Origin of the sequence: Propionibacterium ruminifibrarum (assembly GCF_900289195.1) — a bacterium.
GTDB classification, from domain to species: Bacteria; Actinomycetota; Actinomycetes; order Propionibacteriales; family Propionibacteriaceae; genus Propionibacterium; species Propionibacterium ruminifibrarum.
Window position 1 is genome coordinate 71,218 of sequence record NZ_OMOH01000004.1, and the last position, 13,449, is coordinate 84,666.

A 13,449-nucleotide genomic window follows, 5' to 3' on the forward strand; every position below is an offset into this window, starting at 1 on the left:
CCACTGCAACGACGCACGAACTTCACCAAGCAGGGCCACAGTGAACAGACGAGCAGAGATCCTCCTCCAGCTGGAGCGACATCTCTCAGCCGACCCGGAGGCGCTCCAGGACCGTCTCGGTGTCGGTGCGAAGACGATCACGAACGACGTCCACGAGCTGAACTCCGTCCTCGGCAAGGTCGCCCAGGTGCGACTCGACCAGGGACGCTACCGCCTGTGGGTGATCGACCGCGACCGCTACGCGCAGCTGCGCGCCGAACTCGTCGACGACTCCGCGTCCTTCAACGACCCCGGCACTCGCTGCGGCCACATCATCGCCCGCCTCGCCCGCGCCACCGGCCCCGTCCTCGTCGACGACCTCGCCCGCGAGATGTCGGTGGGCCGCTCCACCGTGCTCAACGACCTGGGGACGCTGCGCGAGCGCGGCGCCGCCTACGGTCTGGCCATCGTCGGGCGCCCGAACCAGGGCCTGGAGTGGCACGGCGACGAGCTGAGCAAGCGCCTGTACATCCTCGACCACCACTACTCGGCCGTCTACTCCGGCTACCCGATCGACGAGCCCCTGCTCGGCCTGGTCGACCGCATCGCCGCCGAGTACCAGATCTCGATCCTGGCGGCGCAGGAGATCACCCGCTGGTACACGGTGATGCTCGACCGCATGCTCACCGGCCACCCGCTCAGCACGCTGCCCGACGACTACGAGGCGGTCCGGCGCGACAGCGCCTACGCCTTCGGGGCCCAGCTGGCCGCCCAGGTGAGCGAGGCGCTGCAGCTGCCGGTGGGCGACAACGAGGCCGTCTTCATGACGCTGCCCGTCATCGGCATGCACACCCCGCACGACCAGCGCCGCCTGAAGCGCTTCCCCACCTCGGCGGAGATCCGCCCGCTGCTGGAGGAGATCCTGGCCGAGATCGCCGCGCAGATGGGTATCGAGATCCCGGCCTCGACGATGCTGACGAACTTCGCCCATCACCTGACCTTCATGATCAACAGGCTGCGGTTCGGCATCCACATCGGCGACGGCCCCACCACCGATCTGCGCAGCGCCTACCCGGTGGCCTACCAGATGGCCACCATCACCGCGCAGGTCATCGACCGCGAACTCCGCCTGGAAGTCGCCGACGACGAGAAGCAGCTGCTCACCGGCTACTTCCAGGTGTTCATCGAGGAGCACCGCACCCTCACCACACCGGCCTACCGCGTCGCCGTGGTGACCCACGGGGGCGGGGTCTCGGCCCGGCTCGTGCAGCTGGAACTGGCGAAGGTGATGGCCGACACCACCCAGTACACGCTGCTCAGCCTCGACGAGGCCGCCGAGGACGTGCTGGACCACTTCGACCTGGTCATCACCACGACCACCCAGCCGCTGCGCACCTCGGCGCCGATGCTCCGCCTGGCCGAGGTCTTCGACCGCGACGAACTGCTGCGCCACATCAACCGGCTGCGCTTCGACCGGGGCGTCCAGGTGATGCTCGGCGCCGGCACCCGCTCGCTGCTGGCCGGGCTGCTCACCGGCGAGCGCTTCATGGTGCTCGACCCGGCCCTCGACTACGAGGACCAGCTCGAGGTGATGCTCGACCGGCTCGTCGCGTCGGGGCAGCTGCCCGCCGAGTTCGGCGCCCGCATCCGCGAACGCCAGGAGCGGGCCACCATGCTCATCACCCCCGAGGTGGCCTTTCCCCACGCGACCCTGCCCGACGGCGCGGACCGGATCGTCCTGGCCATCGGCGTCGTGCCCCGCGCCAACGGCGAGGAGGGGCTGCGTCTGGTCGTCCTGCTCGGCGTGCCGGACAAGAACGACTACGACGACACGCTGCTCGTCGACATCTACGACGAGGTGATCCGGCTGGCGGCCAACCGGGCCGGCCTGGACCGGATCAGCCGCTTCACCTCCTACGAGCAGTTCTTCTTCTACATGACCAACAACCCGGCCCACCTCAAGGAGAGCTGACATGAATTTCTGGTTCCTCCTCATCGCACTCGGCGTGGCCTACCTGGGCCAGATGTACTTCGCCACGGTGCAGATGAAGGACTTCTCGACGTCCTACGGGGCGCTGCGCAGGCGCGGCAAGGTGGCGATCGGCAAGCGCAAGAACGCGCTGAGCGCCGGCGCCATCGCCATGCTGCTGCTCGACGAGGACGGCATGATCATCGACGCCAAGGCGATGTCCGGCCTGACCGTGCTGGCCCGGTTCAAGCCGCTGTCCCAGGTCACCGGCCAGCACATCGCCGACCTCGACCCGGCCTCACTGCGCCGCTGCCCGAAGGGCCTGCGCCTGGCCGTCGAGAACGCACAGAGCAACTGGGTCACCGTCCAGAACGGCGGCGTCCCCGAGGAGCCGCTCACCCCGCTCGGGCGTCTCCTCAAGAAGCTGCCAGGCCCCAGGGCGAGCGCGCCCCGGCAGCAGGCACCCGGCAACCGACCCAGGAAGAAGCAGGTCATCGCCATCCAGGCCCGTCCTGCCGCACCCACCGTCGTCGCGACCGCCAAGACGGCCGTGAGGACAAACCGACTCACTCAACTGGAAGGAGTGACTTCATGAACATCGTCGTCAGGGCGGCCGAGTGGTTCATCGGCCTGTTCCAGCAGGGCGCCGAAACCTTCATCAGCTGGATGGGCACGACCGTTCCCCTCGTCCTCGTACTGCTCATCTTCATGAACTCCCTCATCGGCATGATCGGCCAGGACCGCATCAACACCCTGGCCCGCCACGCCTCGGGAAACCCGGTCAGCCGTTACATGCTCCTGCCGTTCCTCGGCGCCTTCATGCTGGCCAACCCGATGGCCCTGTCGCTCGGCCGCTTCCTGCCCGAGTTCTACAAGCCGTCGTACGCGGCCGCCGGCATGCAGTTCTGCCACACGAGCAACGGCGTGTTCCCGCACATCAACCCCGGCGAGCTGTTCATCTGGCTCGGTATCGCCAACGGCATCACCGAGCTGGGCCTGCCCACCATGCCGCTGGCCATCCGCTACCTGCTCGTCGGCCTCGTCATGAACTTCGTCGGCGGCTGGAGCACCGATTTCATCACCCGCTGGGTCGAAAGGCAGCAGGGCGTCCGACTCAGCCGCGAGCTGAAGACCGCCTGAGCGAGGAAGAGGACTTCAATGACGTACAACGCAATCACCGTCACCCGCGGCAGCTCCGGCTACGGCGGCCCCCTCACCATCAAGGCCGAGGGCGCCAAGAACAAGATCGTCTACATCGTCGGCGGCGGCGCCAAGCCCGAGGTCGTCGAGAAGATGGAGGAGCTGTCGGGGATGGAGTCGGTCAACGGCTTCAACACCACGGTCCCGGACGAGGAGATGGCGGTCGCCGTCATCGACTGCGGCGGCACGCTGCGCTGCGGCCTCTACCCGAAGAAGGGCATCCCCACCGTCAACGTGATGCCGACCGGCAAGGCCGGCCCGCTGGCCCAGTTCATCAACGAGTCCATCTACGTCTCGGCCGTCGGCCCCGACCAGGTGAGTCTCGCCGACCCCGACGCGGTGCCGGCCGGTGTCGCCGCCGCGGCGGCCACCGCGGACGCGGGCGCCCAGCCCGCCGAGAGCGCGGACGCCGCGGCGCAGGCCGAGGGCGGTGACGAGGTCCGCTACTCGTCCGACATGAAGGTCTCCGAGTCGCTGGCCAAGAAGAAGAACAAGAACCTGCTGGAGAAGATCGGCCTGGGCGCCGGCAAGGTCATCGCCATCTTCTACCAGGCCGGCCGCGACGCGATCCAGACGATGATCACGACGATCCTGCCGTTCATGGGTTTCGTCGCCATGCTCATCGGCATCATCCAGGGTTCGGGCCTGGGCAACTGGATCTCCCAGACCCTGTCGCCGCTGGTCGGCTCGGGTCCCGGCCTACTCGTCCTCGGCTTCATCTGCTCGCTGCCGTTCCTGTCGCCGCTGCTCGGCCCCGGCGGGGTCATCGGCCAGGTCATCGGTACGCTCATCGGCGTGGAGATCGGCAAGGGCGCCGTCAGCCCGAGCCTGGCGCTGCCGGCCCTGTTCGCCATCAACACGCAGAACGGCTGCGACTTCATCCCGGTCGCCCTGGGCCTGGCCGAGGCCGAGGCCGAGACGGTCGAGATCGGCGTCCCGGCGGTGCTCTACTCCCGCTTCGTCAACGGTGTCCCGCGCGTCGCCGTGGCCTGGCTGGCCTCCATCGGCCTGTACACGAGCACCGGCTGAACCCCTGCGGCTCCCCGGCCCCACGGCGCCGGGGAGCTCATGGCCGGGCCCTGCACCTCACCCCGCAAGAGAGAACAACCCAACCCACCAGGAGACAGACATGGCTCAGATCTACACCACCACCGTCAAGGGCATCGGCCCCGAGGCCGCCTCGTTCGCAGACCAGGGCATGTACGTGCTGTTCGGCGACGGCGCGCCCGCCTCGCTCGCCGACTTCTGCTTCACCATCGACATGAACCAGTCGACCGACGACATCAAGCCCGGCGACCGGCTCGTCATCGACGGCGTCGCCTTCCCGGTCACCGCGGTCGGCAACCTCGTCCGCAAGAACCTGGACGGCCTCGGCCACATCACGGTGAACTTCGACGGCGCCGAGCAGGCCCAGCTCGAAGGCACCCTGCACGTACAGGGCCAGCCCCCCGCCCTGACCATCGGCTCGACGATCTCGATCGAGAACTGAACCCGTGATCAGCCGGACCGTCACCATCAGCGACCCCCTGGGCATCCATGCTCGGACGGCGGCCCTCCTGGCCGGCGCCGCAGAGCAGTTCGAGTCGTCGCTGTGGCTGAGCTGCCGCGGCGAGCGGGCCTCGCTCACCAACCAGCTCAAGGTCCTGGCCCTCGGCGCGCGCCAGGGCGACGAGGTACTGGTGCTCGCCGACGGGCTCGACGAGACCGAGGCCCTCGACGCCATCGCGGACCGGCTCACGCACCCCGTCGAGCCGTTCGGGGGCTGAACAAGAACCTTCCTCTCGCACACACAGGCGGGGGCCGGACCCATCGGTCCGGCCCCCGCTCCCACACCATGCCGCCATTCGCCGACCAGGGACCATTCCGCCGCTCGGACGCGGCGACCCGTCGAGGGTGATCATCGACTCGACGCACTCGCCCGGCCCCCACGAAGGCCCGAACCCCGCCCGCCATCATCGGCGCGCTCGCCGGCGGCCGGCGAGGGCCCACCGCCGAAGCGACCAGGGGCCTCAGTCCGGGGCGTTCCCGCCGAGCGGCCCCCTTTCGTCGGCCGGCAGCGGCCGGGCACGGTTGCCCTGGCGCCTTAATCTGGGTATGTCGCACCTTGTCCGAGGGCGACATACCCCTTACCCATGATCAGAGGAGATCACCACATGGACGAGACCATGCGCGGCGTCATCCTGCACGCGCCGGGCGATGTGACGGTCGAGGACCGCCCTGTCCCGCACGTCATCGACCCGACCGACGCCGTCCTCAAGGTCGAGATCGCCTGCATCTGCGGGTCCGACCTGTGGCCCTACCGCGGACTCCAGCCCGTCGAGGAGTCCCCCATGGGCCACGAGTACATCGGAACCGTCGTCGAGATCGGTTCCGATGTGAAGAACGTGAAGGTCGGCGACTTCGTCGTCGGCTCCTTCTGTCTGTCCGACAACACCTGCGAGATCTGCCAGTCCGGCTACCCGTCCCGCTGCGTCAACGGCGGCTTCATGGGTGACACGCAGGCCCAGTACACCCGCGTGCCCCAGGCCGACGGCACGCTCGTCGTCGTCCCCGGCGGCAAGCCCGACGACCCCGAGGTCCTCGCCTCCCTGCTGGCGGCCTCCGACGTGCTCGGCACCGGCTGGTTCGGCGCCGTCGCCGCCGAGGCCGGGCCCGGCAAGACGGTCGCCGTCGTCGGTGACGGCGCGGTGGGTCTGTCCGCGGTGCTCGCCGCGAAGGCGCTCGGCAGCGAGCAGGTCATCGCCTTCTCCCGCCACGAGGACCGCGCCGCCCTGGCGCGCGAGTTCGGCGCCGACGTCGTCATCGCCGAGCGCGGCGAGGAGGGCGCGGCCAAGGTCAAGGAACTCACCGGCGGACTGGGCGCGCACAGCGTCGTCGAGGCGGTCGGCAACCAGGTCTCCATGGACCAGGCCATCGCGTCCTGCCGTCCCGGCGGGCACGTCGGCTTCGTCGGCGTCAGCCACGACCAGCAGATCGACGGGGGCAGCCTGTTCTTCTCCGAGGTGCACCTGCACGGCGGCCCCGCACCGGTGCGCCGCTTCCTGCCCGACCTGATCGACCGGATCCTGAAGAAGGAGATCAACCCCGGCAAGGTCTTCACCCTGCGCCTGCCGCTCGAGCAGGCGGCCGAGGGCTACAAGGCGATGGACGAGCGCCGCGCCATCAAGGTGCTGCTGGAGGTCTGAGCCCGGACAACGACGGCCCGGAGGAGAGCCATGACCCGGTTCTCCTCCGGGCATCTGCACGGCCGGCGTCGCGACGCCGGCCTGTGACAGCCCGACGGCCTTCGCCTGTTCCGGCATCTGAACGACTCCTTGGACCGGCCCACCGCGCAACAGCTCAGGGCAGAGTGCGCGGGGAGAAATGACCGAGGAATCAGGTCGCTCCGCCTTCGCCGCGGACAGCACGGGCCGGATCGTTTGCGACCGCGCCATCACCTCTCCCGACGCGTCCCGTGCTGCTGCGCCGGGGACTGCTTGGACATCATGACCATGGGCACGGCGTCCATGAGCACGGTGCCCACCACGCGATAGCCCAGAGCCTTGTACAGCCGGACCAGTTCGGGAAACTCCTCACCGGTGAAGAGTTCATACGACGCGCAGCCCTCGACACGATTCTCGAGTTCGCGCATGAGACGCGTCCCGATGCCGCGGTGTTGCCACCGCGGGTCAACGATCAGCCGACCGACATGGGCCACTGAGTCCCTGACCTGAGCTCGCACCGATCCGACGATGCGGCCGCCCTGCTCGTACACGAGCACGATCCCGCTCTCGAACTCACGGATGATGTCGGGCATCGTCTGAACCATGGGTGCGATCTCCATGTCGCCGACCCGCTCGGCCACCGCGGCGAATGCCCTCCGCTGGAGCTCAAGGACGTCCCCCAACTCCTCGGCACGCGCGCTCCTGATCACTCCCGATTCCACTCCGGCCTGCACCGGAACCGCCCCACGTGCTCGGATGAGATCGGCCAGCGCACCCATGTCCGCCATGGCATCGGGGGAAAGGTCTTCGGCACTCAAGGACACCCCGAACACCTTGTTCAGTTCGGCCCGGAGCTCATCTCTCTTCGCATCATTCAGCTCATGATCTCGACCCAGGCACGATTCCTCAACGATCCCACTTCGATCACCGGTGGACCCGAGTCGATCAGCAATAATTCGCGTCAGTCGTTGCATGATTTCATCGCGTTGCACAGGAACAACCTCCTGCCCATTCACCGAGTGGACACCACATCGTGTCACATCCCTTTCCCCGAGAGCCGGCGGCGCCCCGCAAAGCCGCCCATCCCCGTCGCCGGCCTCTCAGCGTGGCAATCATCCATGCGTGTCGGCCCCAAGACCCGGGGCTGCCCATGGGAGGAACTCGCCTCGTGGTTCGCGGCCCTGACGATCCTTCGACACTGCGGCTGCTCGGCAGCTGCCGCTGCGTCACTCGGTGGGCTTCGGCGACGGCCGGACGGTCCTCCACACATGGGCCCCGACGGCGAGTTGAACCGGATGATGCGAGCTGCCGTGCCCTGCGGTTCCCGTTCTGGCCACGACGGGGAACGAGTCCTCGCGGAGGCCGACACCGGCCGAGGCGCCTTCAGCCGCAGGGAGGTCCATGACAGATTCTTCCCGTCAGCCGGGAGGATCAGATACCCCAAGCGAAAGAAAAGAAATCCCGCCCTTCACTTAAATACAGGACAGCCACGACACAGCACCGGCACAGTTTCACCGGAATACCGCCCCCCATGGGCACCCCTAGTCACCAGCAATTCCGCAGCGTATAGTCGCAGTAACGAAAACCCCTCCACCCCTCCGTGCCGTGTCATTTTCCGATGCCGCCCTTGGTGTGATGACGCGCCCGGCGAGAAGAAGACCATGCCCGATCACAACCAGCCCCGGGAGCGGCAGATGGCTCCCCACGTCTCTTCGCCCCGCAACAGCCGGTCCGTCGACGCAGAACGACCGGCCGTCGCTCTGCTGACCCTGCACAATGTCCGGAACTACGGGTCCGTTCTGCAGACGGTGGCGACTCAGACGCTTCTCGAGGAGGCCGGAGCGCAGTGCACGGTGCTGGATTTCCGCCGCGAGGGCATCGGGGACGACGCCGCCCACTACATTGCCGGGAGCAGCTACGCCAAGGTGCCCTTCGCGAAACAGGCGTACAGCCTCGTCCGCGGGCGAGCCGCCCACAGACGGGCATCGGTCTTCCAGGATTTCCTCGCGCGGCGGGTCAACCTGACCTCATCGCATTACGAGTCCTACGAGAGCCTCCACGACACCGTCGCTGATCACTATGACTCCTACTGCGTCGGCTCGGACCAGGTCTGGAACATCGCCTACAACCGTGACAACCGCCCCTTCTACCTCTCGTTCCTACCGCCCGACACCCACCGCTTCTCCTTCGCGTCCTCCATCGGAATGTCCGCCCTGCCGAGGCTGGAGGAGGAGCTCGCCACCCGGGCGCTGTCCCGCTTCGACCGGCTCTCCGTCCGGGAGGCCCCCGCCAGGGACTACCTGGCCGGTCTCGGCCTCGACGCCGAGCAGCACGTCGACCCCACTCTGGCGGTACCGTCCGCCTACTGGCACGGCCTCGCCTCGGACGTCGTGCTGGACCACGAGTACCTTCTGGTCTACCAGCTCAACCGCAATCCGCTGCTGACCAGGACGGCCTCCCGGCTGTCTGCCCGAACGGGTCTGCCCATCGTCCGGGCCGACTACTGGCCCACCACGCGCATGCCCCTCGCCCGCCGGATCGTCCTGCCCCCCGTCGAGGACTTCCTCACCCTCGTCAGAGACGCCTCCCTCGTCGTCACCGACTCCTTCCACGGCGTGGCCTTCTCGCACATCTTCGCCACGCAGTTCGTCGCCGCACCGCCGCCGAGGTACGGCGGGCGCCTCACCTCCGTCCTCGACCTGCTCGGAACGCGCAGTCGGCTCATCCGCTCGGACGACCAGGCGGGGACCCTCGCCCTGGGCTCCGGGCCCCTCCTCTTCGATCAGGACCGGCTCGACCACGAGCGCCGGCGTGCACAGCAGTACCTCCGCTCCTGCCTGTCGCCCCTGAAGCCGGGCCGACCGGCATCGGGTCCCTCCCACGGGCGACCGGCGACCGCTCCGAGGAACACGTGACCGCCTATCTGCTGACCGTCGTCGCCGTCGTCGTCCTGCAACTGCTCCGGGCGGCCGAGGCGCCCGCCGAGAGCGGCGGCGAGGACGGCTGGCCACACCGGGCGACGGCGGCGCAGCGCGGCATCGATGTCGCGTGCGTCGCGGTCCTCGCGGCCGCACCCGCGCTGCGCGCCTGGTCGATCGGAACCGACACCCGGATGTACGTGTCCATGTACAACGGGGCGGTCGACCCGGCGTCGTGGCGCAACTCCTCGGGCCAGTCGGTCGTCGAACTCGGGTACACTCTGTGGGAGTTCGCCCTGAAGTCCCTCGGCCTCAGCGCCCGCTGGTTCCTGGCCGCCACCGCCGTCGTCACCAACGGCCTGCAGTACGGGGCGATCCGGATGATCGCCCCCAAGATGCTTCCCGCGATCAGCGCATACGCGCTCTCCGGCCTCTACCTGTTCCAGTTCAACGGGATGAGGCAGGCGCTCGCCATCGCAGTGTTCATGTTCGGCATGGCGCTCATCCTGCGTGGACGCCGCAGCGGGTGGGCGGTCCTCGTCGTGGCCGTCCTCATCCACCGTTCCGCCATCATCGCCGTCCTGGCCTTCGCCCTGTCGCGCCGCCCGCGCAGCCGGACGACGTTCAGCACCCGCCTGGTGCTGCTGTGCGGCGGAACGGTCCTCGCGCTCCTGCTGGCCAGCGCCGCGACCTCGTCGTTCCTGACGCATCTGCTCGGCGACAAGTACGGCGCCTACCTGGGCAAGGACCTGGGGTCCGGGCGAGGCCGCCTCGCCCACCTCGTCCTCATGCTCGCAGTGATCTGGTTCCTGCACTCCACCCCAATCCCCGGACCCCTCCAGTGCGTCTCGCGCTTCTACTCCCTCGGCCTCGGATTCCAGGTGGTCGGGCTCCAGCTGTCGGTTCTCGACCGGGGCACGCTCTACTTCACCGCCGCCCTGCCCCTGCTCGTGCCGGCCCTCGTCTCGCACGGGTCCAGGGCCCGGCACCTGGTGCTGTGGGTCGGCATCGTCACGTACTACTTCGTGAACCTGACCCAGTACGGCGACCTGCTCCCCTACGCGTGGTCGGTTCCATGAGATCGCACCCGGCGCTACTCGACCGCCAGAGGGTCGGCAGGGCACTCGTCATGGCGGGGACCTTCATCGGCCCGCTGTCCCAATGGCTGGTGTTCTGGCTGCTGGCCAGGGTCTCCGGGCCGACGGCGCCCGGTGAGTTCGCCACGCTCCTGGCCTATGCGACACCCCTGTTCACGGCGGCGGGGTGGGGGCTGCGCAACACCTGCATCACCCTGCGGAAGGAGTACCCGTTCGCCGCCTATCTGCGGTTGCGGGTCCTCGCGCTCGCCGCGGGATCCCTCTGCATCGTGGCCGTCGGCGCCGCCCTGGGCCTGCACGCCGTACTCGTCATCGCGGTCACGATCATGAAGATCGCCGACGGCGTCATCGACATCCTCTACGCCCCCCTGCAGAAGAGCGGGGCTCTGCTGCCCTTCGGTCTTCTCATGATCCTCAACGGAGCGCTCACGGTACTGGGCGCCCTCGTCCTGGCCGCCGTCGGCGGGTCGGCACAGATCATCGTCCTGGGTTCGTCCTTCGGCTCGGTCGTCACGGCCGTCGTCGCCATACCGGTGGTCCGGCGCCGCGCCTCGCTCGGCGGACTGCGCCCCACGGCGGAGGAGAAGGCCGGGCTCCTGTGGCGCATCATCGTGGAATCGACGCCGGTGGCCGTCTGGCAGGTGCTCGCGGTCCTGGTCGTCAACCTTCCGACGTGGGTCGTCTCGATCGCCGGCTCGGCGGCGGACGTCGGACGTTTCTCGGCGGCCGCCTACATTCTGACGGCCGGCTCCCTGCTGGGCGCTTCGCTGAACTCGATGTACATCGGCGACTACCGGATGCTCGTCAGGCGGAGCGGGCGCGACGCGCTGATCTCCATGGCCGGCCGCACGACGAGGTGGGTGCTGATCGGTGGGATCGTGGCGGCCGTCGTCCTCCACGTCCTCGGCCCGCCCGTCTTCTCGACGCTGTACGGGCGGGGTTTCGATTTCGAGTCGCTTCTGCTGTCGTCGCTGACCATCGCGGCGACGTTGAACGCGGTGACCCAGGTGCTCAATGCGGCACTGCTGGCCCTCAACCGCTACCGGAACCAGGTACGGGTCGCGGTCTGGTCCTTGCTGATCGGCGTCGTCGCCGTCATCCCCTGCGGAGCGCTCGGGGTCTCCGCGGTGTGGTGCGGTGTCCTCTCCGCCCTGGTCAGCAGCATCGTCAAGACCGGCATGTCCGTGCACTACGTGAGGAGTGATGATGCCGCTGTCGAGTCATGAGTCGACCGGGACGGCCGCCGGCAGTGGGGTTCGGCCGCTGAGGATCCTGCACGTCACCGAGTGCTTCGGGGCCGGCGTGGGTCGGGCCGTCAAACTGAGGGCCCAGGGATTCCCTGACGCCGAGCACCACCTGCTGTGGGCCGGGGAGGAGACGCCGGTGGCATCGGAATGGGCCTCCTCGGTCCCGCTGCCCCGGACCATCCTGCCGCGCATCGCGGCGATCCGCCGAAGGGTGCGCGAGCTGGGTCCTGACATCGTCCACGCGCACTCGAGCTGGGCCGGGGTGTACACCAGGACCGGACGCATCGGCGCTCCGGTGGTCTACGAGCCGCACTGCTTCAAGTTCGAGGATCCCTCCCTCCCCCCGCCGTCGAGGATCGCCTTCCAGTGCGCCGAACGAGCCCTCATGGCCCGGACTGCGGCCGTCGGGGTGCTCTCCCCCCACGAGCGAGCCATCGTCCGCGGCATGAGACGGGATCTGCCCGTGGTCGAGGTCCCGAACGTGCCGACCATCCGGCCCGAGCAGGTTGGCTTCCGCCACGCGGACCTGCGCAGGATGGTCATGGTGGGCAGGATCGTGCCGCAGAAGGACCCGCGCTTCTACATCGACGTGGTGCGCAGGCTCCGCCTGGCCGGCGTCGCCCTCGAGGCGGTCTGGATCGGCGACGGCGACGCCGCGCTGTGCCGGCTGTTGAGCGGAGCCGGAATCCGGGTGACGGGGTGGTTGGGCGCGTCCGAGATCGAGGATCTTCTCCGCGGGGCCGTGTACGTGCACTCGGCGTGCTACGAGGGCTTCCCCCTGAGCATCCTCGACGCCGCGGCATGCGAGGCCCCCGTCGTCGCGCGGAGAATCCCCGCCATCGAACACACCGGCCTGCTCATGGCGAGCGCCCCCGCCGACGTGGCGTCCCTGGTGGAACGCCTCGTCCATGACGAGGGCGAGTTCGCCGAGGCGAGGGCCCGGGGCCGCCGCCTGCTGCATTCCCACTCGTTGCCTCACCTGGCCGACGCCCTGACCGTGCTCTACTCGGAGGCGCTGAACCCATGACACGATCCTCAAACCGCATCTGTTTGGTGATTCCCTACTACGAAGCGGGCGGGGACCTCACCGAGTCCCTGTCGACCGTTGAGCTGGGGGCCGACGACCTGATCATCGTCGTCGACGACGGGTCACGGCACCGCCCGGCCCGGCAGTTCCTCCCGCCGAGTGCCGGCCCCACCGCGGTACAGCTCATCGAATTGGAGCGCAACAGCGGCATCACCGTCGCGCTGAGGACGGGAATCTCCCGGGCGCCCAAGGATTACGGGCTCATCGCCCGCCTCGACTGCGGCGACAGCTGCCTACCGGACCGCTTCGACAAGCAGCGGCGTCTTCTCCGGGACCACCCGGAGATCGTCCTCGCCGGATCCTGGGTGGACTTCGTCTCGCCGGACGGCTCCTTCCTCTACCGGCTGGAGCAGCCCACCGGGGCCGCCGGGATCCGCAGGCGGATGCGGGTGAACTGCGCGATCATTCACCCGTCGGCGGTGTTCCGGCGGGAGGCGTACGACGCCGTCGGCGGCTATCCGACCGATTTCCCCGCCGCCGAGGACTACGCGCTGTTCATGCTGCTCCTCGGCCAGGGCGAGGCGGCGAACATCCCGGAGGCCCTGGTGCGCTGCCGGACCGGGGACGGCGGCATCTCCGAGACCAAGCGCAGGGTGCAGCTGGCCTCGCGGCGCCGGGTCCTTCTGGCCCATTTCGACTGGCACCCGGCATCGGTCTACGGGATCCTCCGGGCGACCGCGCAAATGGTGACGCCGCGAAGCTGGAGCACCGCGGCACACCGCGTCCGTCGGAGGATCACCGGGCACTGA

Annotated in this window: 13 protein-coding genes; 12 read left to right on the forward strand and 1 reads right to left on the reverse strand. The window is 68.8% G+C overall.

The genetic code is table 11. The features are described from left to right. The first annotated feature begins 40 nt into the window (after nucleotides 1-40). From PROPJV5_RS05650 to PROPJV5_RS05680, 7 genes are all read left to right on the forward strand, one after another. A complete protein-coding gene (locus PROPJV5_RS05650; protein ID WP_182858589.1) occupies nucleotides 41-1,951 on the forward strand; it encodes a BglG family transcription antiterminator in 1,911 nt (636 codons plus the stop codon). A 1-nt stretch (nucleotide 1,952) separates the two neighbouring features. Next, entirely contained in the window at nucleotides 1,953-2,543 is a 591-nt protein-coding gene (locus PROPJV5_RS05655) for a transcriptional regulator GutM (protein ID WP_119715382.1), read from the forward strand. Beyond that, nucleotides 2,540-3,088 (forward strand): PTS glucitol/sorbitol transporter subunit IIC, encoded by a 549-nt coding sequence (srlA, locus tag PROPJV5_RS05660; RefSeq protein ID WP_119715383.1) that lies wholly within the window; start codon nucleotides 2,540-2,542, stop codon nucleotides 3,086-3,088. Before PROPJV5_RS05655 ends, srlA begins: the two co-directional genes overlap by 4 nt. Nucleotides 3,089-3,106: 18 nt before the next feature. Then, the gene (srlE, locus tag PROPJV5_RS05665; RefSeq protein WP_119715384.1) at nucleotides 3,107-4,177 is read left to right on the forward strand and encodes a PTS glucitol/sorbitol transporter subunit IIB; all 1,071 of its coding nucleotides are present in this window, start codon (nucleotides 3,107-3,109) and stop codon (nucleotides 4,175-4,177) included. Between the two features lie 100 nt (nucleotides 4,178-4,277). Then, entirely contained in the window at nucleotides 4,278-4,637 is a 360-nt protein-coding gene (locus PROPJV5_RS05670; protein WP_119715385.1) for a PTS glucitol/sorbitol transporter subunit IIA, read from the forward strand. A gap of 4 nt (nucleotides 4,638-4,641) precedes the next feature. Then, nucleotides 4,642-4,914: an HPr family phosphocarrier protein gene (locus PROPJV5_RS05675; RefSeq protein ID WP_119715386.1), complete on the forward strand. Its 273-nt coding sequence runs from the start codon at nucleotides 4,642-4,644 to the stop codon at nucleotides 4,912-4,914. 399 nt (nucleotides 4,915-5,313) lie between these two features. Continuing rightward, nucleotides 5,314-6,333, forward strand: coding sequence for a zinc-dependent alcohol dehydrogenase family protein (locus tag PROPJV5_RS05680; RefSeq protein ID WP_119715590.1), 1,020 nt, complete (start codon nucleotides 5,314-5,316; stop codon nucleotides 6,331-6,333). A gap of 248 nt (nucleotides 6,334-6,581) precedes the next feature. Here the strand turns inward: PROPJV5_RS05680 and PROPJV5_RS05685 are convergent, their stop codons facing one another. Continuing rightward, a complete protein-coding gene (locus tag PROPJV5_RS05685; RefSeq protein ID WP_147385361.1) occupies nucleotides 6,582-7,367 on the reverse strand; it encodes a GNAT family N-acetyltransferase in 786 nt (261 codons plus the stop codon). Between the two features lie 645 nt (nucleotides 7,368-8,012). Here PROPJV5_RS05685 and PROPJV5_RS05690 point away from each other — a divergent pair. From PROPJV5_RS05690 to PROPJV5_RS05710, 5 genes are read left to right on the forward strand one after another with little or no spacing between them, the layout of a single operon-like run. Continuing rightward, nucleotides 8,013-9,266 (forward strand): polysaccharide pyruvyl transferase family protein, encoded by a 1,254-nt coding sequence (locus PROPJV5_RS05690; RefSeq protein ID WP_220474346.1) that lies wholly within the window; start codon nucleotides 8,013-8,015, stop codon nucleotides 9,264-9,266. Continuing rightward, a complete protein-coding gene (locus tag PROPJV5_RS05695; RefSeq protein ID WP_119715388.1) occupies nucleotides 9,263-10,348 on the forward strand; it encodes an EpsG family protein in 1,086 nt (361 codons plus the stop codon). Before PROPJV5_RS05690 ends, PROPJV5_RS05695 begins: the two co-directional genes overlap by 4 nt. Next, nucleotides 10,345-11,592 (forward strand): lipopolysaccharide biosynthesis protein, encoded by a 1,248-nt coding sequence (locus tag PROPJV5_RS05700; protein WP_147385362.1) that lies wholly within the window; start codon nucleotides 10,345-10,347, stop codon nucleotides 11,590-11,592. The genes PROPJV5_RS05695 and PROPJV5_RS05700 overlap by 4 nt, the downstream gene beginning before the upstream one ends. Further along, on the forward strand, nucleotides 11,573-12,640 hold the full coding sequence (locus tag PROPJV5_RS05705; RefSeq protein ID WP_220474347.1) for a glycosyltransferase: 1,068 nt from the start codon (nucleotides 11,573-11,575) through the stop codon (nucleotides 12,638-12,640). Before PROPJV5_RS05700 ends, PROPJV5_RS05705 begins: the two co-directional genes overlap by 20 nt. After that, nucleotides 12,637-13,449, forward strand: a complete 813-nt coding sequence (locus tag PROPJV5_RS05710) for a glycosyltransferase (RefSeq protein ID WP_119715391.1) — start codon at nucleotides 12,637-12,639, stop codon at nucleotides 13,447-13,449. The genes PROPJV5_RS05705 and PROPJV5_RS05710 overlap by 4 nt, the downstream gene beginning before the upstream one ends.